The organism is Euzebya sp., from assembly GCF_964222135.1.
Taxonomy (GTDB): Bacteria; Actinomycetota; Nitriliruptoria; order Euzebyales; family Euzebyaceae; genus Euzebya.
This window is the reverse complement of sequence record NZ_CAXQBR010000003.1, coordinates 98,952-121,223: the sequence shown is the minus strand read 5'-3', so window position 1 is coordinate 121,223 and position 22,272 is coordinate 98,952. Positions and strand designations below refer to the sequence as shown.

Genomic DNA, 22,272 nt, shown 5'->3' with positions numbered 1-22,272 from the left:
GGGACCGGCCGAGCCGATAGGGTGCGACGTGATGTACGACGGGCCGATCATCGACGCGCACATCCACCTGTGGGATCCGCGCACCACCCCCCGGACCGCCTCACCGCTGGTGCGGGGGCTCGGGTGGAACGAGCGGCTGCTGCGCCGGGCCGCGCAGCGGCTGGTGCCCGACGCCTCGCTGGCCTTCGTCGGCCGTCCCGACCAGGTCCTCAACCCGTACCTGCCGGGCACCTGGTGGAACGAGACCGACGGCGCCGACGTCCGCGGCTTCGTCCACGTCCAGGCCGACTGGCAGTCGAAGACGGCGATGGGCCAGGTCGAGGAGACCCGCTGGCTCGAGTCCGTGTGCGGACGCGACCTGCTGGCGCTGGTGGGCAACGCCGACCTGGCGGACCCGCGCCTCGATGCGGTCCTCGACGCCCACTGCGAGGCGTCGGGGCGCTTCCGCGGCATCCGCGACTACCTGGCGCACGGCGGGGACGACGAGGGTCTGGCCAGCTTCGCCGACAGCCCGGACCGGTTGGCCCAGCACGCGTGGCGCCGCGGGTTCGACCGGCTGGGCGCGCGCGGGCTGACGTTCGACGCGTGGGCGTACGGCCACCAGCTGGACGACGTGGCCGAGCTGGTCGCCGACCACCCCGGCACCCCCGTGGTCCTGTGCCACGCCGGCAGCCCCGTCGGCGTCGGCGGGCCGTTCGCCGCCGCCGGGCGCACCGAGTCCGACCGCCAGGCCGTCCTCGACCGGTGGCGTGACGACCTCGCCGCCGTCGCCGCGCACGACCACGTGCACGTGAAGCTGAGCGGGCTGGCCATGCCGATCTCCGGGTGGGGGTGGCACGAGCGGGTCACCCCGCCGGGCGTCGAGGAGGTCGCCGACGCGCTCGGCCCCCTCGTCGAGCACGTGCTGGCCACGTTCGGCCCCAGCCGCACCATGGCGGCGTCGAACTTCCCGATGGACCGGGTGTCGCTGCGCTGGACGACCTGGTTCGACGCACTCGACCGTTTGACGGCCTCCCACCCAGAACATGATCGACGTGCGATCTTCCACGACACCGCAGCGACCTTCTACCGCATCGATCAGCCCGCGCCAGACCCCACACGGACGACACCCCCTGGAGGGGAGTCATGACGGTCAACACCACCCTCGCCCAACCGGTCAGCCGGTGCATGACCGACTGGTTCATCACCCTCGATCAGAGCCAGTCGCTCCGCCAGGCGTCGAAGGCGCTGCGCGACCGCGGCATCGGGTTGCTCCTGGTCACCGACGGCGACGAGCTGGTCGGCGTGCTCAGCGAGCGCGACATCGTCACGGCCCTGGCCGACGACGACGAGCTCGACGGTGTGAAGCTGGCCGACCGGGCGCGCGGCGACATCCTCACGATCAGCGCGACCGACACCCTGCAGACCGGCGTGGACCGCATGGTCGACGGCGGCACCCGGCACCTGGTGGTCGTCGACGACGACGGGCTCCCCGTCGGGGTGCTCAGCGCCCGCGACGTGCTCAGCGAGCTGTCGGCGCTGTGACCTCGCGGTCGGGCGCCGCGGACGGCGTCCGCTGACCGGCCTGCCGCGCCTCGGCCCGCAGCGCCCGGCCGGCGCGTGAGGTGATCGCCCCCGCGGCACCGACCACGACGACCAGCCCGCCGGCCAGGTGGGTCCAGGTCAGCGGCTCGCCGAACGCGATCAGCGCGAGCACCCCGGCGATCGCGGGCTGGGCCAGCCGCATGACCGGCGGGATGTTCGCCGGCACCCACCGCAGCGGCCAGGTCATGCCGACGTGCCCGAGCGCGCCGGGGCCACCCGCGACCGCGGTCGCGAGCAGCAGGTCGGTGCGGGTCATCCCGCCGATCGCCTCGCCCGCGAGGACGGCGTAGCCGCTCACGACGACGGCGGCGACGAGCACGACGCCCGCGAGGAAGTCGAGCACGCCGATCTCGTCGCGGCTGCGCTTGGACGCCAGGAAGAAGCCGGCGAAGAACACGACGTTGGCCGCCGCGAGCGCCATGCCGCCGGGGTTGCCCGTCGGACCCGACGAGGCACCGACCGCCAGGTACGCCCCGCCGGCGATCGCCACCAGCGACCAGGCGTAGAAGCGGCGTCCGGGCCGCTCGCGGAACACCCACCACGCGCCGAGCGCCGTGACCACCGGGGCGAGCGCCCCCATCAGGGTCACGTCGACGACGCTGGTCATCTTCACCGCCGAGAACATCATCAGCTGGTGCAGCCCGAAGCAGGCGCCACCGATCAGCGGCCACCGCCGGCGCGCCAGCCCGACCGGTCGCGGCGGCCGTCCGCCCCTCCCCCGGCGCCGCAGATCCGACGCGACGGCCAGCGAGCCGAGCAGGCCGGCGCCGATCCACAGGCGCCAGAAGCTGAAGACGGGACCGCTGACCGACGAGCCCTGCACCATGACGGGGCCGGTCGAGTACAGCACCACCCCGACCGTGACCGGGACGAGCGGGTACGCCTCGCCGGCGCGGGCGAGCCGGCTCAGTCGTGGACCTCCCGGTGGAGGTCGACCCACGTCGAGGTGATGTCGCAGGTGACCGGGGTGCCCGCGCGGAGGCGGAGCTCGCCCCCCTCGTGGAGGATGGTGACGTCGTCGCCCTCGGCAAGCGCGTAGGTGACCTGGTGGCGCTCGACCGTCACGTCGAGGCGCTGCCCGCGGACGAGCAGCGCGAACTGGAGGTCCTCCCACGACGACGGCAGGCGCGGGCGGAACGCGAGGTGCTCACCGGTGTCGGTCAGCCCACCGAAGCCGTAGACGATGCTGAGCCACACCCCGCCGGCGGCCGCCACGTGCACGCCGTGGCTCGTGTTGCCCGCGACGTCCGCGAGGTCCATGAACACGCCGTAGCGGAAGTACTCGATCGCCTTCGACGCGTTGCCGATCCGGCTGGCGATGATCGACTGCACCGACGTCGACAGCGACGAGTCGCCGGTCGTGAGCGGGTCGTAGTACTCGAAGTTCCGCTGCACGTGCGCCAGGTCGAAGCACTCGTCGCGGAGGAACATGGCCAGGACCACGTCGGCCTGCTTGGTCACCTGGTGCCGGTAGATGACCAGCGGGTGGAAGTGGAGCAGCAGCGGGTACTTCTCCCGCGGGGTCCCCTCGAAGTCCCAGCGCTGCAGCTCGAGGAAGTGGGCGTCCTGCGGCGTGACCCCGAGGTCGTCGTCGTAGGGCAGGTACATCTGGTTGGCCGCCCGCTTCCAGGTGGCGACCTCGTCGTCGCTGACGCCCGTCCGCCGCACCAGGCGCAGGTAGGCGTCGCGGTCCTCCGCGGCGAGGTGCTCCACGAGCAGCGCGGCGTCCGCCAGGTTCTTCGCCGCCATCAGGTTGGTGTAGGCGTTGTCGTCGACGACGGTCGTGTACTCGTCCGGGCCGGTGACGCCGTGGATGTGGAAGGTGTCGCCGTTCTCGGCGCGGAAGAACCCCAGCTCGGCGTACAGCCGGGCGGTCTCGACGAGGATCTCCGCGCCCTGGTCCCCCAGGAAGTCGAGGTCGCCGGCGATCCGCCCGTACTTCTCGACCGCGTAGCTGATGTCGGCGTTGATGTGGTACTGGGCGGTGCCGGCCTCGTAGTAGGCGGACGCCTCCTCCCCGGTGATCGTCCGCCACGGGAACAGCGCCCCGACCTCCCCCACCTCGATCGCCCGCTGCCGGGCGGCGTCGAGCAGGCGGTGGCGGAACCGCAGCAGGTTCCGGGCCACCCGCGGCTGGGTGTAGATCAGGAAGGGCAGGACGTAGACCTCGGTGTCCCAGAAGTAGTGGCCCTCGTAGGCGCTGCCGGTCAGGCCCTTGGCCGGGATGCCCAGGTCGTCGCTGCGCGCCGCGGCCTGGTGGATGTGGAACAGGCTCCAGCGGACCGCCTGCTGGACCGTCGCGTTGCCGCCGATGCGGACGTCCGCGGTGTCCCAGAACGCGTCCAGGGCCGACGCCTGGTCGGCGGCCGCGGCGTCCCACCCCTCGCGCACCGCCCGGTCGAGGGTCCGGTCGCAGCGGTCCGCCAGCTGGTGGGTGGCCGTGGAGTCCGAGGTGTGGAACGCCGCGAACTTCGTGATCTCGATCTTGGCGCCGGGCACCCCGTCGGCGCTGACGACGGTCTTGCCCCGGGCGGCGGTGGCCACGCTCGAGATCTCGGTGATCGTGTCGCCGGCGATCACGTGGTCGATGCCGCAGGCGAGGGTCATCCCGGACTGGGGGACCCGGTACTCGAGCACCTGCCGGGTCCCATCGCTGCGGGCGCCCTGGCACTGCAGCACCTCGTGCTCGAACCCGCGGGCGAGGCGCGGATCCCCCGCGTTGGTGCGCGAGTCGTCCTCGTTGCGCAGCTGGCTCGAGATCACGATCGGGGCGCTGCCCTCGAGGACCTCCACGGAGTACCGCAGGGCCACCAGGTGGCGGTGCACCAGCGACGTCAGCACCGCCGAGCGCACCTCCACCACCACGCCCGAGGGGAGCTGCCACACGACCCGGCGGGTCAGCTGACCCGTCCGGAAGTCGAGCCGCCGCTCGTAGTCGCGCACCTCCGCCTTGGAGAGGTTGAGGATCTCGTCGTCGACGTAGAGGTGGAAGCGGCGGGGGTCGGGCGCGGCGATGATCGTCTGCCCGGTCCGGGCGAACCCGTAGGCCTCCTCGGCGTGGACGATCGGCCACTGCTCGTGGAAGCCGTTGATCAACGTCCCGCGCTCGGCGAAGGGACGTCCCTCGTCGTGCACCGCGCGGAGGCCGAGGTAGCCGTTGGACACCGCGAAGATCGTCTCTGTGACCGCGGTGTAGCGCGGCCGGAAGCCGGTCTCGACCAGCGCCCACTCCTCGGGCGGGTAGTCGGACGTGGGCAGCCCGACGATGTCACGTTGCAGCACGGGACGGCCTCCTCAGGACGCGGTGCCGGCATCGGTGCCGGCAGCGGGATCGGCCTCGTCGAGGAGCTCGGCGAGGTCCTCGACGACGATGTCGGCCCCGTGCTCGCGGAGGGCGGTCGCGCCCTCCCCTCCCCCGTCGGTCTCGCGGTTCACGCCGATGACCAGGCCGAAGCCCCCGCCGTGCGCGGCGTCGACCCCGGCGATGGCGTCCTCGATGACCACCGCGCGGGCGGGCTCGACGCCCAGGCGCTCGGCGGCGTAGAGGAACGTGTCCGGCTCGGGCTTGCCCGGCAGGTCCTGCTCGGCGGCGACGACCCCGTCGACGACGTCCTCGAAGAGCTCGGCGATGCCTGCTGCGGAGAGCACCGGCTGCGCGTTCCGGCTCGACGACACCACGCAGGTGCGGATGCCGGCGTCGAGCAGCGTGCGGACCAGGGTGACCGAGCTCGGGTACGGCTCGACCCCCTCGGCGATCAGGCGCTGGACCACCTCGTTCTTCCGGTTCCCGAGGCCGAACGTCGTGTCGGCCTCGGGCGGGTCGGTGATCGAGCCCTCGGGCAGCACGATGCGGCGGGACTCGAGGAAGGCGCTGACACCCTCGTAGCGCGGCTTGCCGTCGACGTAGGTGCGGTAGTCCGTCGCGATCTCGAACGGGTCGAAGGGCAGTCCGTGGAGGGACGAGTACCGGCGGAGGAACTCGTCGAACATCTGCTTCCACGCGCGGGCGTGGAGGGATGCGGTGTCGGTCAGGACCCCGTCCAGGTCGAAGAGGACGGCGTCGTAGTCCGCGGCCGGTATGGAGGGGACGGTGGGCATGGCAGGTCCTGGTGGGAGGGGTCCGCGACCACCACACGGTAGCGGCGGGCCCGTTTGCCGTGGGTGGGCGGGGCGGTAGGACCGGATCCAGGACGAGGGTGTCGGACGGCGACAGGAGCACGGGTGCGGTTGGTGATCACCGGGGCGACCGGGAACGTCGGATCGAGCCTCGTCGAGCGGCTCGCCGACGAGGACCGGGTCACCGAGATCGTCGGCGTGGCGCGTCGGCGTCCGCACCGACCGGCGGCGAAGACCACGTGGGTGCAGGCCGACGTGGCCGCCGACGACCTGGCCGACGTGGTCCGCGGCGCGGACGCCGTCGTGCACCTGGCCTGGACCTTCCACCCGATCCGCGATGCGGCGCGGACGTGGCGGAACAACGCCCTCGGGTCGATCCGCGTGTTCGAGGCCGCGGCCGCCGCCGGGGTGGGCGCGCTGGTGCACGCGTCCTCGGTCGCGGCCTACTCCCCCGCCGCGGACGATGCGCCGGTGGACGAGACGTGGCCGACCCACGCCCTGCCGACCGCCGGGTACGGGCGCGAGAAGTCCTACGCCGAACGGGCCCTCGACATCGTCGAGCGCGACCACCCCGGGATGCGGGTCGTGCGGCTGCGCCCCGGGTTCATCTTCCAGCGCGCGTCGGCGTCGGAGCAGCGGCGCTACTTCGCCGGTCCGCTGGTGCCGGGCGCCCTGGCGCGCCCCGACCTGATCCCCGTCGTGCCGGACCTGCCCGGGCTGCGGTTCCAGGCGCTGCACGCCCGCGATGCGGCGGAGGCCTACCGATTGGCGCTGGTCCGCGACGTCCGGGGCGCCTTCAACATCGCCGCGGAGCCGATCCTCGACGCGGCGTCGCTCGCAGACCTCCTCGGCGCCCGCGTCGTCAGGATGCCCGCGTGGGTGCCACGTGCGCTGCTGACGGCCGCCTGGTCCCTGCGCCTGGTCCCCGCCTCGCAGGCCCTCTTCGACCTCGCCCTCAGCCTGCCGGTCATGGACACCGCGCGGGCGCGGACCGAGCTCGGGTGGGCGCCGACCGTGCCGGCTCTGGACGCGGTCAGGGAGGTCATGGCGGGCCTGCGGGAGGGCAGCGGCGGGCAGACGCCGCCGCTCGACGTCGACGGCAGCGTCACGGCCCGGCTCGACGAGATCCGCACCGGCGTGGGCGGCGTCGGCGGCGTGACGGACGACGGGCGCTAGCCGGCCTCGTGCTCGTGGCCGGGCTGGATGCGGAGGAGCCCGCGGTAGGCCTCCGCCGGGGTCCGCCCCTCGTTGACGACCGCGTCGACCTCGGCGCAGATCGGCACGTCGACACCGTGCTCGGCGGCGAGCTCCACCACGCTGCGGGCGGTCTTGACCCCCTCGGCGACCTGCCCGAGCACCTCCACCGCCTCGTCGATGGTCCGGCCCTGGGCGAGCTGCTCGCCGACTCGCCGGTTCCGCGACCGCGGGCTCATGCAGGTGGCGATCAGGTCGCCCATGCCGGTGAGGCCGGCGAAGGTGGTGGGGTCGGCCCCCATCGCGGTGCCCAGGCGGGTGATCTCCGCCAGGCCGCGGGCGATCACCATCGCGCTGGTGTTGACCCCGACCCCGAGGCCGTCGGCCATGCCGGCGGCGATGGCGATCACGTTCTTCAGCACCCCGCCGAGCTCGCAGCCGAGGACGTCGGTGTTCGTGTACACGCGGAAGCGGCCGCGGGCGAAGATCGGCTGGAGGGACGTGGCGATGTCGAGGTCGGGGGTGGCGAGCGCCGCGGCCGCCGCCTTGCCCTCGATGATCTCGCTCGCGATGTTCGGGCCGGCGAGCAGCCCGACGGGGTGGCCCGGCAGGCACTCGCTGATCACCTCGGTCGGTCGCATCCGGGTGTCCCGCTCGAGGCCCTTGGCCAGGGAGATGACGGGGATCCACGGGCGGACGTGCGGGGCGGCGTCGGCCAGGACCCCCCTGATCCCCTGGGAGGGGACCGCGACGACCAGCACGTCGGCCGCGGCGACGGCCTGCTCCAGGTCCGCGGTCGCCTCCAGCTTGGCCGGCAGGGCCACGTCGCCGAGGTACGCCCGGTTGGTCCGCTCGGCCGTGATCTCGTCGGCCACCTCCTGATCGCGAGCCCAGATGGTGGTCGGCGCGTTCGCGGTGATGAGGGAGGCCAGCGTCGTCCCCCACGACCCCGCACCGAGGACGGTGACGTGGATGGGTCGACTCATGTCCTCGGTCCTGTCCGGCGGTCCGCGGGCGGTGGCGCCAGACCATAGCCCGTCCCCCGGAGACGACGGGCGGTTGTTCCGGATGTTACGGAATGCGCAGCGACCTGACAGATGGTGTATACACAGAGCGCTGCTCTTGGTGGGGGGTGGTTCAGGAAAGGTCGCCTGGTGTCACGTCCACGTCCCCGGAGGGCCATCGTCGCCCTCATGGCCGCCATCGCCCTGCTGCTGCCGGTGCTGCCCGCCGGCGCGGCGAACACCGTCCGCACCGCGGAGTCGGCGTTCGCCTACCCCGACCTCGACCGCCACCTGGCGGCGAAGGCGCCGGTGGAGTGCCTCGACGGAGGCGATTGGGAGGACGTCCCCACTCCCGTGGACTGCATCGGCGACCCGAAGGTCAACCAGGCGTACGCCTGGGGCATGACCCAGATCGGCGACTCGCTCTGGTGGGGCACCGCCCCGAACTACCACTGCCTGGTGTTCGCCGACGTGGGCGACGTGCTCGCCGGCGGGATCAGCCTGCCCAGCACGAACTCGTGGGAGTGCGACGGGGACGACACGAGCCCGCGGTACGACCAGGTGCGGCCCCGGATCTTCCAGATGGACATCCACACGGGCGCGGTGGTCGAGCGGACGCCGCAGGACGGCGACCTCGGGTGGGACGAGATCCAGGGCACCGTCGGGCTCCGCGCGGCTGGCGCGATCGGCGACATCGTCTTCCTGTCCGGTCCGACGATCGGCGACCCGTCGCTCGGCACGGGCTCGCCGATCACGATGTTCGCCTACCGCAACAGCACCGGCGAGCTGCTGGGGGCCACGACGTTCGACGGTGTCGATGAGCCCGGCAACTACAGCAACATCCGCGCCTTCGCGACCGCGGGCGGAGCGCTGTACGCGGGGTTCACGACGCCGACGGCCGGGGGGCCGTTCCCGTTGCCGATGACGGGTGGCGACGGGGTCCTGGCCCGCTGGACCGGGTCGTTCGCCGATCCCTTCGCCTTCGAGGTCGTCGGGACCACGCCCGGGACGGGCATCGCCGAGCTCGTCGAGCACGAGGGCCGCCTCTACGCCACGACCTGGCCGACGCGCCTCGGGGCGGCCGCCGATGCCAGCCCCGTCGGGCTGTGGATGAGTCCGCCCACCGGCAGCCTGAGCACCGCCGCGCCGGTGGACCTCACCCAGGTCTGGTCGATCTCGGACTACGAGCCGGACCCCGCCATCGCCGCGGCCACTGCCGTCGGGGCGCTGGCGTCCTACGACGGCCAGCTCCACTGGGGCACGATGATGGTCCCGCTGACCGGCTTCCTCGCGCACCTGCAGGGATCCGGCGTGTTCGATGGCCTGGCGGGACCGCCCGACATCATCGAGTCGGCGCTCAACTCCCACCGCGCCATCTCGGTCTTCCGCGGCGACGGGTTCGACCAGCTCGCAGGGGCCCACTGCACCGACGACGTCGGCTGCGACCTGCTCTACGGCGAGTCGGAGCTCCCCGCATACGACGGCTACGGGACCCTGGATCCACCAGCCCTGCCGGTCCCCGGTGACTGGACCTGGACCGACACCGGGTGGGACCCGTTGTACGGTAGCTCCGGGCTCGAGAACCCGTTCAACACCTACACCTGGACGATGGAGCCCTTCGACGGCCAGCTCTACCTGGGCACGTTCGACTGGAGCTACCTGCTCTACTCGATGCTCGAGTCCCTGGTGACCGGGACCCTGGCGTTCACCGCCGATGCGCCCGCCGACGACCTCTCGACGCAACAGGTCGCGGGGGTCCCGTGGGTGGACGTCCTCGAAGCCCTCGAGGAGGACCTGTCGGAGCAGACCGAGGACCAGCTCTTACCCGAGCAGACCTACAGCCAGATCGTCCCCGGCGTGGACCTCGACTGGCACCAGTTCTTCGGCGCCGACCTGTTCCGGTTCCCGTCCGGTGACCGCAGGGCGATCCCGGACTCCTACGCCGGCGTCGGCAACCACCTCAACTACGGCATCCGGACCATGGAGTCCTTCGGCGACGACACCCTGTTCCTCGGCACTGCCAACCCGATGAACCTCGAGACGGGTGTCCCGACCCTCGGAGCGGACTGCCGTCCGTGGCTCGCACCCGACCCGGTCGACGGCCTGTGCCCCCAGGGCGGCTTCGAGATCCTCGCCCTCGGCACCTGGCCGACACCGGTGCCGCCCACCCCGTCCGGTGGCGGTGGCGGCGGCCCCGCGTACGCTCTCGCGCTCGACCCCGCCGGGGCCGAGGCGTCGGTCGGCGAGGTCCACGAGGTCACGGCCACGCTCACCCTCGGGGGCGCGCCCGCCGGGGACGAGCACCTCACCTTCGACGTCACCGGCGCGAACGACGTCAGCGACATCATCCGCACCGACGCCGACGGCCGGGCCGTCCTGACCTACACCGGTACCGAGGATGGGACCGACACGGTCACGGTGTTCCGCGATGTCGACACCGATGGGGTCCTCGATGCGGGTGAGACCCGGGCGACCGCCACGGTCGACTGGACCGAGTTGGTCCCGGCTGGGGTGGCGTTCGACCGGCTGGCTGGTGATGACCGGATCGCGACCGCGATCGCGGTCAGCCAGGACAGCTACGACGACGGTGCCGCCGGCGCGGTCGTGCTCGCGACCGCCGATGACTTCCCCGACGCCCTGGCCGGCACCCCCCTCGCGGTGGCGTTGGACGCCCCGATGCTGCTCACCCACCCGACGGTGCTGCCACCCGCGGTGGCCGAGGAGATCAGCCGGGTCCTGCCCACCGGTGGGCGGGTCGTGATCCTCGGCGGCGACGGCGCGGTCGACCAGACGGTGGCCGACGCGCTGACCGGGCTCGGCTACACCGTCGATCGGATCGCCGGGCCGACCCGGTATGAGACCGCGCTGGCGATCGCCGGTGAGTTGGGCGACCCCGAGGTGGTGATGATCACGACCGGGGAGGACTTCGCTGACGCGTTGTCCGCCGGCGTGGCCGCCGCGGTGGCCGATGCCGCGGTGCTGCTCACCCCGTCCGAGGTGCGCCACGCCACCGTGGAGGGGTACCTGACCGACACGACGACCGCCTACGCCGTCGGGGGGCCGGCCGCCCGCCCCTACGGCGAGGCGACCGCGCTGGTCGGGGCGGACCGGACCGAGACCGCCACGATGGTGGCCGAGGCGTTCTTCGACGCCCCGACCACCGTGGGGATCGCGCGGGCGGATGTGTTCGCCGACGCGCTGTCCGGCGGACCGCACATCGCACGTGCGGGTGGGCCGATGCTGCTCACCGCACCCACCACCGCGTCGGTGGCGACCACCAGCTACCTGACCGGGCTGGCCGGCAGCCTCACCGACCTGGTCGTCTACGGCGGCGAGACCGCCATCACCACCGCGGTCGTCGATGCGCTGATCACCGCCGCCACGGGCTGACCCGCACGTCGTCGGGTCAGCGGGCACCTCCACCTGCACGTCGTCCCGGAGGGTGCGGGACGACGTGCAGGTCACCCGCGACGAGCACCGGATGACGTGCAGTGCGGCGGCACTCGGACACCCTCTGCACGTCGATCACCACGCTGTGGTACACCGAAGGGCATCGTCCCCCTGCGGCGCATCGATTCCTCACCTCAGGTAGTCGAACTGCACCTCAGGTGACACGGTTGGTGATCGCAGTCGCTCAACCGCCTGCTGACCGGGACGATCCTCTCCGTGATGCCCGCTCCCACCCCCGCCCGATCGCAGGACGCCGTGTGCGTCCTGCTGGTCGAGGACGACCCGGTGATGGCGGCGCTGATCACCGAGCTGCTGGCCGACCACCCCGTCGAGGTGGCGCGCGCCGGCCCCCTCCGCGAGGCGCTCGAGCACCTCGACGCCTTCGACATCGACTGCGCGGTCATCGACCTCGGCCTGCCCGACGCGCACGGCAGCGAGTCGGTCGCAGCGATCCACCGGGCGTTCCCCTCGGTGCCGATGCTCGTGCTGAGCGGCGTCGACGGGCACGAGCTCGCGCGGGTGTCGGTGGAGCACGGCGCCCAGGCCGGGTTGTCGAAGGACGACATCGACGGGCCGCTGCTGTGGCGCGGCATCTCCGCGGCGATGACCCACCACCGCGGTGACGAGCGCCAGGTGCAGGACGAGCGGCTCGCCGCGCTGCTCCAGATCGCCGCGGTGCACATGCCGCTCCACGACCGGCTGTCGCAGGCGCTCGCGGCGGCCCGCACCGCCCTCGACGCTGACGTGGCGGTCCTCTCGTCGGTGATCGGCGACCGGCCGCTCGTCACCCACGCCGCGGGCGACGTCGACGTCATGCCAGGCGATGCGGTCCCGGTCCTCGCCCCCGGCGGCTGCCTCAGCGCCGCGGTGGTGATCGACGGCGAGGTGGCGGGGAGCGTCGACGTCGGCTCCTCCCACCCCACGGTCCGCCGCTGGAGCCGGCACGACCGGGAGTACCTGCGCCTGCTCGCGAACGTGGTCAGCGGCTGGCTGACGGACCGCCACCACGTCGAGCAGCTCGAAGATGCGCGAGCCCGCTTCCAGCTGGCCTTCGACCGGGCCCCCATCGGCATGGCGCTCGTCGACCTCGACGGGCGGTTCCTCGAGATCAACGACGCCTTCGTCGCCCAGGCGGGTCACGCGGTCGCGGCCCTGACCGCGGGCGGTCTCGCCGACGTCATCCACCCCGACGATGCCGAGGACACCCAGCGGTTCGTCGCCGACGTCCACGACCCCCGGACGCCCGACCACGCCGTGGCCGAGCGTCGCTTCCTGCGCGCCGACCGGACCGAGTGGTGGGGCAGCGTGCACGCCAGCCTCCTCCGCAACGAGTCCGGGGAGCCCCAGTACTTCATCGCCCAGGTCATCGACGTCACCGAGCGCCGCCAGGCGCACTCGGAGCTGACGCACCTGGCCCTGCACGACGCCCTCACGGGGCTGCCCAACCGGACCCTGCTGGAGGACCGCATCGACCAGGAGCTCGCTGGCGCGCACCGCACCGGGGCCACGACCGCGCTCCTCTTCCTCGATCTCGACGGCTTCAAGGCGGTCAACGACCGGCTCGGCCACGCCGCTGGAGACGAGCTGCTCCGCGTCGTCGGCCGTCGGATCGGTGAGGTCATCCGGCCGCGAGACACCGTCGCGCGGCTGGGCGGCGACGAGTTCGTCGTCCTCTGCGGCGGCATCGACGACGAGTCCCACGTCGACGTCATCGTCGACCGCATCGCCACCGCCGTCGAGGACCCCGTCCGCGTCGACGGCACGGACGTCCGGGTCGGCGTCAGCATCGGCGTGACGATGGCAGCAGCCCGCGTCCGGACCACCGCCGCGGACCTGCTCCGCGAGGCCGACACGGCCATGTACCGCGCCAAGGCGCGCGGCCGCGCCACGCAGGCATCCTGAGCGGCTATCGTCGCGGGCCCAGCCCACGGAGCGAGCGGAGGCGACCATGCTGTTCGGCCAAGAGCACGTCGAGAGGTACCGCGAGACCGACGGCGAGGTCGGTCACGAGTGGCAGCCGGGGGTCTTCACCCTCCTCCTCACCACCACGGGTCGCACCAGCGGGCAGCCCTTCACCACCCCGCTGATCTACCGCGAGGACGGTGCGGACTACGTCGTCATCGCCTCCAAGGGCGGCGCAGACGACCACCCCGACTGGTACCTGAACCTGGAGGCGAACCCCCAGGTCATCATCCAGGTCGGCAGCGAGGTCATGACCGCGACCGCCGAGACCGTCGACGGCGAGCGTCGCCAGGCGCTCTGGTCGTCGATGGCCGAGGTCTGGCCGCAGTACGACGAGTACGCGCAGAAGACCGACCGCGACATCCCCGTCGTCGTCCTCCACCCCGCCGGCTGAGCCGCCGGTGGCCGAGCCGGCGCTCGTCGCCCGGGCCCGCGGGCACGGCCCCCGACCGGCCGTCCACGCCGACGACGGGTCCGCCACCCACGCCGACCTGGTGGCCGGCGCCGAGCGCGTCGCCGCCGGGCTGCTGGCCCACGAGCCGTCCGCCCCCACCTCCCTGGACGGCGCCCGCATCGCCCACCTCGTCGCACCGGGGGTCCCCAGCACCACCGCGCTGTGGGGCACCTGGCTCGCGGGCGGGGTGGCGGTGCCGCTCGCGCTGTCCCACCCCCGGCCGGAGCTGCGCCGCACCCTCGCCGACAGCGGCGCGTCGGCGCTGCTCGTGGACCGGGACCGGCGCGACGACGTCGCCGCCCTCGCAGACGACCTCGGGGTGCGGCTGCTGGTGGTCGAGGACCTGCCGCCCGCGGGGGAGGGCTGGGCCGGCGCCGACGTCCCGGGCAGCGCCCCGGCGCTGATCGTCTACACCAGCGGCTCGACCGGGCCACCGAAGGGCGCGGTGTGGACCCACGACGCCCTCATCCAGGAGGTCAGGACGCTCGAGTCGGCGTGGCGGTACGAGCCGGACGACGTGTGCCTGCTGGTCCTCCCCCTCCACCACATGCACGGGCTCGTCAACGTCGTGACGACCACCCTGTGGGCCGGCGGCGCGGTGCGGGTCATGCCGCGGTTCGACCCGGTGGCGGTGTGGGACGCCATGGCCGACCTCACGGTGGTCATGGCGGTCCCGACCATCTACCACCGGCTGATCGCCGCGGTCGAGGAGGCGCCGGCGGCGTGGCGCGAGCGGGTCTGCGCCGACGCCGCCCGCCTGCGACTCATGGTCTCGGGATCGGCCGCCCTGCCGGTCGGCGTCCTCGAGCGGTGGGAGGAGCTCACCGGGCACGTCCTCCTCGAGCGGTACGGCATGACCGAGATCGGCATGGCCCTCTCGAACCCCCACGACGGCCTGCGCCGGGCGGGGACCGTCGGCAGGCCCCTCCCCGGTGTCGAGGTCCGCGTCGTCGACGACATCGGTCGGGACGTCCCCGACGGGGAGGCCGGCGGGCTGCTCGTCCGCGGCGACGGGATGTTCCGCGGGTACTGGGGCCGACCGGATGCCACCGCCGAGGCCTTCCGGGACGGCTGGTTCGTCACCGGCGACGTCGTGGTCCGCGACCACGACGGGGTGTTCACCATCAGGGGGCGCGAGAGCGTCGACATCATCAAGACCGGTGGGTTCAAGGTCTCGGCCCTCGAGATCGAGGAGGTCCTGCGCGACCACCCGGCGGTGACCGACTGCGCGGTCGTGGGGCTCGCCGACGACGAGTGGGGACAGGTCGTCGGCGCCGCACTGGTCGCCCCCGCGGACGGGGAGCCACCCGACGGCGGCGCGGTGGTCACCTGGGTCGGCGAGCGGCTCGCACCCTACAAGGTGCCCCGCCGCGTCGTCGTCGTGGACGACCTCCCCCGCAACGCCCTCGGGAAGGTCGTCAAGCCGCGTGTGGTCGCCGAGCTGTTCGGGCGTCCCTGACCCCGTCCGCGTCCACGCCCGCCTGCAACGACCGGGCGACCAGCGCGGCGCCGGCCAACGCGGCCGCGCACATCAGCCACAGCCACGGATAGCCCAGCGCGTCCGCGACGAGGCCGCCGACAGCCGGGCCGGCCCCCGCCCCGACGTACACGCCGGTCTGGGTGACGCCGGTGGCGGCCGCCGGCGCCGACGGGTTGCGCTGCACGACGGACAGGTTGAACAGCCCCGGCCACGCCCACCCGCAGGCGAACGCCGGCACCACCCCGACCAGGTAGCCCCAGGTGGTGTCGACCGCCAGGACGGCGAGCCCTGCCGCCCCGAGCGCCAGCAGCCCCGTCGCCCGGGGCAGCGGCACGAGCCGGCCCCGATCGGCGAGCTGGCCGTGGGCCCGCCGCGACACGATGCCGAGGAGGGCGCCGCCGGTGAGCAGCAACCCGGCGGCGGACTCGCTGAGCCCCGCGTCCTCCGCCGCGGAGACGAGGAACGTCACCAACCCGGCGGCGGCGGTCGCGCCCAGCAGGCCTGCCAGGGCATAGCGCCGCAGCACCCAGGGGGGCAGGTCCGGTCGTGGGCGGACCCGCCCTGCCGCAGCGCGGACGCCGGGGTCGCGCGGCACCACGAGCAGGACCGCGACGGCCAGCACCGCCCCGGCGGCGTACGCCGCCTGCCAGCCGATCGTCAGCGCGAGGGCCGGCACCGCAACCCCGCCGAGCAGCGACGCGAGCGGCATCCCCGACTGCTTGAGCGCGAAGGCCAGCCCGAGCCGTCGTGCGGGCAGCCGGCCGGCGAGCAGCAGGTTCGCCGCCGGCTGGGTCAGCGCGTTGGCGCAGCCGCCGACCAGCAGGACGGCGGACAGCGCCACGGCGTCGGACACGGCGGTCGCGACCGCGACCTGGGCGATGATCGTGATCACCAACCCGGACCGCATCGCGGTGGCCGGGCCGATCCGCTCCGCCGCGCGGCCGAGGAGGGCCGAGGCGAGCGAGGCGCTCGCGTAGAAGGCCCCGATGGCCAGCCCGATGCCGGCGTTGCCGATGCCGAGGTCGGCGCCGAGCTGCACGGCGACCGCACCGGTGAGGAACGCGGGCAGCACGCTCGCGGTCGTACCGACGACCGTGACGGCCACGGCGCGTCGGGTCGGGGTCACGCGCAGGATCGTAGGTCTGCGTCGGAGGCGGACCCAACCCAGAGCCGGCTCGACTGGGGCGTCGGGGTGGCGGCGGCATAGCCTGTCGCCATGCCCGCGTACCGCTCCCGCACCACCACCCACGGACGCAACATGGCCGGAGCCCGCGCGCTCTGGCGGGCGACCGGGATGACCGACGAGGACTTCGAGAAGCCGATCATCGCGATCGCGAACTCCTTCACCCAGTTCGTGCCGGGCCACGTGCACCTGAAGGACCTCGGTCAGCTGGTCGCCCGCGAGATCGAGGCGGCCGGCGGGGTCGCGAAGGAGTTCAACACGATCGCCGTCGACGACGGCATCGCGATGGGCCACGGCGGGATGCTGTACAGCCTGCCCAGCCGCGACCTGATCGCCGACTCCGTCGAGTACATGGTCAACGCCCACTGCGCCGACGCGCTGGTGTGCATCTCGAACTGCGACAAGATCACCCCCGGGATGCTGAACGCGGCGTTGCGCCTGAACGTCCCGACGGTGTTCGTGAGCGGTGGGCCGATGGAGGCCGGGAAGACCCAGCTGGCCGGCGCGGAGGTCAAGCTCGACCTGATCGACGCGATGATGAAGGCGGGCGACGCCCGGGTCAGCGACGCCGACGTCGCCGCGGTCGAGCGGTCCGCCTGCCCGACGTGCGGGTCCTGCTCGGGGATGTTCACCGCCAACTCGATGAACTGCCTCACCGAGGCGCTGGGGCTGAGCCTGCCGGGGAACGGCTCGACGCTGGCCACCCACGCCGACCGGCGTGAGCTGTTCCTGGCCGCCGGCCGCACGATCGTCGACCTGGCCCGCCGCCACTACGAGAAGGACGACGCGTCGGTCCTGCCGCGCGCGATCGCGAACCGGACCGCGTTCGAGAACGCGATGGCGCTCGACATCGCGATGGGCGGGTCGACCAACACCGTCCTCCACATCCTGGCCGCCGCCCAGGAGGGCGGGATCGACTTCACCATGGCCGACATCGACGCGATCAGCCGGCGCGTCCCGAACCTGTGCAAGGTCGCCCCGAGCACCCCGCAGTACCACATGGAGGACGTCCACCGGGCCGGCGGGATCATGGGGATCCTCGGCGAGCTCGACCGCGGCGGCCTGATCGACACGTCGGTGCAGACCGTGCACGCCGACACCCTGGCGGCCGCCCTGGACCAGTGGGACGTCGTGCGGCCCACCGCGACCGCGGAGGCCCACCGGCTGTTCAGCGCGGGCCCCGGTGGCATCCCCACCCAGGAGGCGTTCAGCCAGGACACCCGCTGGCCCTCGCTCGACCTCGACCGGGAGGGGGGCTGCATCCGCGACGTCGCGCACGCCTACACCGCGGAGGGCGGGCTGGCCGTGCTGTACGGCAACATCGCCGAGCGCGGCTGCATCGTGAAGACCGCCGGTGTCGACGAGTCGAACTTCACCTTCAGCGGGACCGCCAAGGTCTACGAGAGCCAGGACGACGCGGTCGCGGGCATCCTCGGCGAGGAGGTGCAGGCCGGCGACGTGGTCATCGTCCGCTACGAGGGCCCGAAGGGCGGCCCGGGGATGCAGGAGATGCTGTACCCCACCACGTACATCAAGAGCCGGGGGTTGGGCACGCAGTGCGCGCTGCTGACCGAAGGCCGGTTCTCCGGCGGCACCTCCGGGCTGTCGATCGGCCACGCCTCGCCGGAGGCCGCCGCCGGCGGGGCCATCGCGCTCGTCCGCGACGGCGACGTGATCGACATCGACATCCCCGCCCGCTCGATCCAGCTGCGGGTGGACGACGACGAGCTGGCCCGCCGCCGCGCGGAGGAGGAGGCACGCGGCGACGCGGCCTACACCCCGCGCGACCGCACGCGCGTGGTCAGCCAGGCCCTGCGGGCCTACGCCCGGATGGTGACCAGCGCCGACACCGGCGCGGTGCGCTCGCTCGACTAGGGCCGTCGCCCGCTGGCTGCCGGCGGGGACGTGAGACCGCGGAGGCGTGAGCCCCGGAGGGGTCTGTCACCTTCGTTCCGGTCTGCGCAACGAACCCGACAGACCTCCGGGGGCGACAGCGCGCGACGGCCAAGGCCTGTCACCTTCGTTCCGGCCTGCGCAACGAACCTGACAGACCACCACCGTGGTGCGGGCACGACCTCGTGGTGACGAGCGACATCGGGGACCTGCGGAGAACTTGGTAGCCAATCGCTTACCGTTCGTGCTAGCTTACGGATATGGACGGTTGGAGCGCGTTGGCGGACCCGACGCGGCGACACATCTTCGAGCTCGTGGTCGCTCGCCCCCGGGCGGTCGGCGAGATCGCCGACGTGATGCCGATCAGCCGCCCCGCGGTCTCCCAGCACCTGAAGGCGCTGAAGACCGCCGGCCTGGTGCAGGACCGGCCCGAGGGCACCCGGCGGATCTACACGCCGGACCCCGAGGGGCTGCGCGCGCTCCGTGAGCAACTCGACCGCTTCTGGGACCAGGCGCTCACCACCTACGCCACGCTCGTCGAGGACCCCGAGGAGGACACATGACCCCCCAGACCACCGCCACCACCGTGCGCCACGACATCGTCGTCGACGCCCCCATCGACCGGGCCTTCCGGGTCTTCGTCGAACGCTTCGACGCGATCAAGCCGCGGGAGCACAACCTGCTCGCCGTCGACATCGCCGAGTCCGTGCTCGAACCCCGCGAGGACGGCCGGGTCTACGACCGCGGGGTCGACGGGTCGGAGTGCGCCTGGGGTCGCGTGCTGGCCTACGAGCCGCCGGACCGGCTGGTGTTCACCTGGGACATCTCCCCGCGCTGGCAGCTCGAGACCGACCTGGCGAAGGCCAGCGAGGTGGAGGTCCGCTTCGTCGCCGAGTCACCCGACCGGACCCGGGTCGAGCTCGAGCACCGCCACCTCGACCGCCACGGCGACGGCTGGACCGACCTGGCGGACGGTGTCCGCGACACCGAGGGCTGGCCGCTGTACCTCGAGCGGTTCCGTAGCGCGGCGGTCCGGGCCTAGCCAGCAGCCGCCGACTCGCGGGCGGCCAGCCCGAGGTTCTCCCCGGTGTCGGCGTCGAAGACCAGGACCTTCGAGGTGTCGAGGACGAGGTCGGTGCGATCGCCCTCCTCGACCTCGGCCGCGGCGTCCAGCCGGGCGACGACGGTCATCCCCTCCTCGTCACCCATGTCCTCGAGCTCGAGCTCCTCGGCGAGCTCGCGCAGCTCGCTGGTCATCTGGCCCTCGGTCTGGAAGTGGATGTAGAGCTCGGAGCCGAGCCACTCGACGACGTCGACGGTCGCGCTGAACGCCATCCCCCGGTCCCCCTCCACCTGGGAGGCGTGCTCGACGTGCTCGGGCCGGAACCCGACGATCAGCGTCCCGGAGGCGCTCGCCACCGGGTCCCGGAGGTCCTCGGGCAGGTCCATCGTCCCGAGGGCGGTCTCGACCTTGCCCTCGCCGGCTGGTTCGGCGGGCAGGAAGTTCATCGACGGGGACCCGATGAACCCGGCGACGAACAGGTTCTTCGGTCGCGTGTACAGCTCCCGGGGCGAGGCGACCTGCTGCACCTCGCCCTTGCGGAGCACCGCGACGCGATCACCCAGCGTCATCGCCTCGACCTGGTCGTGGGTGACGTACACCGTGGTGGTGCCGAGCCGGTTCTGGATCCGCGAGATCTCGGTGCGCATCTGCACCCGCAGCTTCGCGTCGAGGTTGCTCAGCGGCTCGTCCATGAGGAACGCCTGGGGCTCGCGGACGATCGCCCGCCCCATCGCGACGCGCTGCCGCTGACCGCCCGACAGGGCGGCCGGCTTGCGGTCGAGCAGCTCGGTGAGCTCCAGGGACTCGGCGGCCTCCTCGACCCGCCGGTCGATCTCGGACTGCTCCACCTCGGCCAGCTCGAGGGGGAAGGCCATGTTCCGGCGGACCGTCATGTGCGGGTAGATGGCGTAGGACTGGAAGACCATCGCCATGTCCCGGTCCTTCGGGTCCACGTCGTTCATCTTCTTGTCGCCGACCGTCAGGGTCCCCGAGGAGATGTCCTCCAGCCCGACGATCATGTTGAGCAGCGTCGACTTCCCGCAGCCCGAGGGGCCGACGAGGATGAAGAACTCGCCGTCCTCGATCGTGAAGCTCGCGTCGGACACCGCGACGGTGCCGTCGGCGAACTGCTTGGTGACGCCGTCCAGCTCGATGCTTGCCATGTCTGCTCCTATCCCTTGACGGCGCCGGAGGTCAACCCCGACACGATGCGGCGCTGGAAGAGCAGCACCATGATGATGATCGGGACCGTCACGACGACCGATGCGGCCGCCACCGATCCGGTGGGCTGCTCGAACTGGCTCGACCCGGTGAAGAACGCGATCGCGGCGGGCACGGTCCGCGCGCTGTTCGTGGACGTCAGCGAGGTCGCGAAGAGGAAGTCGTTCCAGGCGAAGATGAACACGAGGATCGCCGAGGTGAACACGCCGGGGGCAGCGAGCGGGGCGATGACGCGCCGGAAGGCCTGGAACGGCGTCGCGCCGTCCACGCGGGCGGCCTTGTCGAGGTCCCAGGGGATCTCCCTGAAGAACGCCGACAGCGTCCAGATCGCGAGCGGCAGCGTGAACGTCATGTACGGGATCACCAGGCCCGCCCAGGTGTCGAACAGCCCCAGCGACCGCCACATGTTGAACAGCGGACCGATGACCGACACCGGCGGGAACATCGCGATCGCCAGCGCCCCGCCGAGGACCAGGCGCCGGCCCGGGAAGTCGAGCCGGACGATCGCGTAGGCGGCGAACATGGCGAGGATGACCGCCAGCACCGTGGAGATCAGCGCGATGCCGATGGAGTTGCGCAGCGCCGCGGGGAACTGCGGGTCCTCGAAGATCGCCGCGTAGTTGTCGAAGCTGACCGTGGCGGGGATGAACCGGCCGTCGGTCAGCTCGCTGTTCGGCTTGAGCGACAGCGACACGATCCAGGCGACCGGGATCATCGCGTAGACGATCACCGCCACCGAACCGATCGCCCACAGCACCTTCTCGCGCGTGCTCGCGTTCCGGTCGTCCACGTCAGATCTCCCCTCGCTGCTGGTCCAGGTTGGCGCCGAAGCCCTTGACGAAGAGGAACGCGATGAGCAGGACCATCAGGAACATGAGCACCGAGATCGCTGATCCGAGCCCCAGGTTCAACCGGATGACGAGGGTCTCGTAACCGGTCACCGACACCGTTTCGGTCCCCCTCGCCCCGCGGGTCATGACGTAGACCGCGTCGAAGATCCGGAAGGCGTCGAGGGTCCGGAACAGCAGCGCCACCAGCACCGCGGGCTTCATCATCGGGAGGGTGATCCGCGTGAACCGCTTCCAGGCGGTGGCGCCGTCGACCTGGGCCGCCTTCAGCAGGTCGGCGGGCACCAGCGTCAGGCCGGCCAGCAGCAGCAGCGCCATGAACGGCGTCGTCTTCCAGATCTCGGTGAGGATGATGACGAAGAACGCCGACCAGGTCTCGCCGAACCAGATCTGGTCGATGCCGAGGAGCGGGTTGACGAACCCGGTGGAGGGATCGAAGGCGAACTTCCACGCCAGCGCCGCGACGACGGTGATGATGCCGTACGGGATCAGGATCGAGGCGCGCACGACTCCTCGGCCGAACAGCGCCCGGTGCATCACGAACGCGAGGGCGAACCCGAGGATCAGCTCCACGGTGACCGACGCGACGGTGATGATCACCGTGGCCAGGACGACGTCCCACCACGTCGACGAGGTCAGCACCGAGATGTAGTTCGCGAACCCGACGAACGACGCCTCGTCGGGGAAGCGCAGGTCGTACTCCTGCAGGCTCAGCCAGCCCGCGTAGAGGATCGGGTAGCCGGTCACCAGCACCATGACGAAGACCGCGGGGGCGCACAGCATCCACCCGAGCTTGCGCTCGGCCTTCTGGCGATCAGAC

Annotated in this window: 18 protein-coding genes; 10 read left to right on the top strand and 8 right to left on the bottom strand. The window is 72.4% G+C overall.

What is annotated here, in order from left to right; genetic code table 11:
• The first annotated feature begins 31 nt into the window (after positions 1–31).
• Together ACEQ2X_RS01305 and ACEQ2X_RS01300 are read left to right on the top strand one after the other, a co-directional pair.
• Positions 32–1,129 carry an amidohydrolase gene (locus ACEQ2X_RS01305; protein ID WP_370323926.1) on the top strand — a complete coding sequence of 366 codons (1,098 nt, stop codon included), beginning with the start codon at positions 32–34 and terminating at the stop codon, positions 1,127–1,129.
• On the top strand, positions 1,126–1,524 hold the full coding sequence (locus ACEQ2X_RS01300; RefSeq protein ID WP_370323925.1) for a CBS domain-containing protein: 399 nt from the start codon (positions 1,126–1,128) through the stop codon (positions 1,522–1,524). Before ACEQ2X_RS01305 ends, ACEQ2X_RS01300 begins: the two co-directional genes overlap by 4 nt.
• Here the strand turns inward: ACEQ2X_RS01300 and ACEQ2X_RS01295 are convergent.
• Genes ACEQ2X_RS01295 through ACEQ2X_RS01285 form a run of 3 tightly spaced genes read right to left on the bottom strand, consistent with a single transcriptional unit; the run spans position 1,502 to position 5,682 of the window.
• The gene (locus tag ACEQ2X_RS01295; RefSeq protein WP_370323924.1) at positions 1,502–2,524 is read right to left on the bottom strand and encodes a DMT family transporter; all 1,023 of its coding nucleotides are present in this window, start codon (positions 2,522–2,524) and stop codon (positions 1,502–1,504) included. The two genes, ACEQ2X_RS01300 and ACEQ2X_RS01295, sit on opposite strands and share 23 nt — an antisense overlap.
• Positions 2,491–4,866: a glycoside hydrolase family 65 protein gene (locus ACEQ2X_RS01290; protein ID WP_370323923.1), complete on the bottom strand. Its 2,376-nt coding sequence runs from the start codon at positions 4,864–4,866 to the stop codon at positions 2,491–2,493. Before ACEQ2X_RS01290 ends, ACEQ2X_RS01295 begins: the two co-directional genes overlap by 34 nt.
• Positions 4,867–4,878: 12 nt before the next feature.
• Positions 4,879–5,682: an HAD family hydrolase gene (locus ACEQ2X_RS01285; RefSeq protein WP_370323922.1), complete on the bottom strand. Its 804-nt coding sequence runs from the start codon at positions 5,680–5,682 to the stop codon at positions 4,879–4,881.
• A 123-nt stretch (positions 5,683–5,805) separates the two neighbouring features.
• Here ACEQ2X_RS01285 and ACEQ2X_RS01280 point away from each other — a divergent pair, with 123 nt between their 5' ends.
• Positions 5,806–6,876: an NAD-dependent epimerase/dehydratase family protein gene (locus ACEQ2X_RS01280; protein WP_370323921.1), complete on the top strand. Its 1,071-nt coding sequence runs from the start codon at positions 5,806–5,808 to the stop codon at positions 6,874–6,876.
• On the opposite strand, the gene ACEQ2X_RS01275 is transcribed toward ACEQ2X_RS01280, so the two are convergent.
• On the bottom strand, positions 6,873–7,880 hold the full coding sequence (locus ACEQ2X_RS01275) for an NAD(P)H-dependent glycerol-3-phosphate dehydrogenase (RefSeq protein WP_370323920.1): 1,008 nt from the start codon (positions 7,878–7,880) through the stop codon (positions 6,873–6,875). The two genes, ACEQ2X_RS01280 and ACEQ2X_RS01275, sit on opposite strands and share 4 nt — an antisense overlap.
• Before the next feature lie 207 nt (positions 7,881–8,087).
• On the opposite strand from ACEQ2X_RS01275, the gene ACEQ2X_RS01270 reads away from it, so the two are divergent.
• The 4 genes from ACEQ2X_RS01270 to ACEQ2X_RS01255 all read left to right on the top strand — a co-directional run bounded on the left by ACEQ2X_RS01270 (position 8,088) and on the right by ACEQ2X_RS01255 (position 15,223).
• Positions 8,088–11,288, top strand: a complete 3,201-nt coding sequence (locus tag ACEQ2X_RS01270) for a cell wall-binding repeat-containing protein (protein ID WP_370323919.1) — start codon at positions 8,088–8,090, stop codon at positions 11,286–11,288.
• 279 nt (positions 11,289–11,567) lie between these two features.
• Positions 11,568–13,250: a diguanylate cyclase domain-containing protein gene (locus ACEQ2X_RS01265; RefSeq protein ID WP_370323918.1), complete on the top strand. Its 1,683-nt coding sequence runs from the start codon at positions 11,568–11,570 to the stop codon at positions 13,248–13,250.
• Positions 13,251–13,296: 46 nt separating this feature from the next.
• The gene (locus tag ACEQ2X_RS01260) at positions 13,297–13,704 is read left to right on the top strand and encodes a nitroreductase family deazaflavin-dependent oxidoreductase (RefSeq protein ID WP_370323916.1); all 408 of its coding nucleotides are present in this window, start codon (positions 13,297–13,299) and stop codon (positions 13,702–13,704) included.
• Between the two features lie 7 nt (positions 13,705–13,711).
• Positions 13,712–15,223, top strand: coding sequence for an AMP-binding protein (locus tag ACEQ2X_RS01255; protein ID WP_370323915.1), 1,512 nt, complete (start codon positions 13,712–13,714; stop codon positions 15,221–15,223).
• On the opposite strand, the gene ACEQ2X_RS01250 is transcribed toward ACEQ2X_RS01255, so the two are convergent.
• On the bottom strand, positions 15,183–16,370 hold the full coding sequence (locus tag ACEQ2X_RS01250; RefSeq protein ID WP_370323914.1) for an MFS transporter: 1,188 nt from the start codon (positions 16,368–16,370) through the stop codon (positions 15,183–15,185). The genes ACEQ2X_RS01255 and ACEQ2X_RS01250 overlap by 41 nt on opposite strands.
• Before the next feature lie 90 nt (positions 16,371–16,460).
• Here ACEQ2X_RS01250 and ilvD point away from each other — a divergent pair, with 90 nt between their 5' ends.
• From ilvD to ACEQ2X_RS01235, 3 genes are all read left to right on the top strand, one after another.
• Positions 16,461–18,302 (top strand): dihydroxy-acid dehydratase, encoded by a 1,842-nt coding sequence (gene ilvD, locus ACEQ2X_RS01245; protein WP_370323913.1) that lies wholly within the window; start codon positions 16,461–16,463, stop codon positions 18,300–18,302.
• A gap of 278 nt (positions 18,303–18,580) precedes the next feature.
• Complete coding sequence (locus ACEQ2X_RS01240; RefSeq protein WP_370323912.1) at positions 18,581–18,883, top strand: ArsR/SmtB family transcription factor; 303 nt, start codon at positions 18,581–18,583, stop codon at positions 18,881–18,883.
• On the top strand, positions 18,880–19,362 hold the full coding sequence (locus tag ACEQ2X_RS01235) for an SRPBCC family protein (protein ID WP_370323911.1): 483 nt from the start codon (positions 18,880–18,882) through the stop codon (positions 19,360–19,362). Before ACEQ2X_RS01240 ends, ACEQ2X_RS01235 begins: the two co-directional genes overlap by 4 nt.
• On the opposite strand, the gene ACEQ2X_RS01230 is transcribed toward ACEQ2X_RS01235, so the two are convergent.
• The 3 genes from ACEQ2X_RS01230 to ACEQ2X_RS01220 form a co-directional block, all read right to left on the bottom strand.
• On the bottom strand, positions 19,359–20,546 hold the full coding sequence (locus ACEQ2X_RS01230) for an ABC transporter ATP-binding protein (protein ID WP_370323910.1): 1,188 nt from the start codon (positions 20,544–20,546) through the stop codon (positions 19,359–19,361). The two genes, ACEQ2X_RS01235 and ACEQ2X_RS01230, sit on opposite strands and share 4 nt — an antisense overlap.
• A gap of 8 nt (positions 20,547–20,554) precedes the next feature.
• Positions 20,555–21,319 (bottom strand): carbohydrate ABC transporter permease, encoded by a 765-nt coding sequence (locus ACEQ2X_RS01225; protein WP_370324062.1) that lies wholly within the window; start codon positions 21,317–21,319, stop codon positions 20,555–20,557.
• 76 nt (positions 21,320–21,395) lie between these two features.
• Entirely contained in the window at positions 21,396–22,235 is an 840-nt protein-coding gene (locus ACEQ2X_RS01220; protein WP_370324061.1) for a carbohydrate ABC transporter permease, read from the bottom strand.
• Positions 22,236–22,272 lie beyond the last annotated feature (37 nt).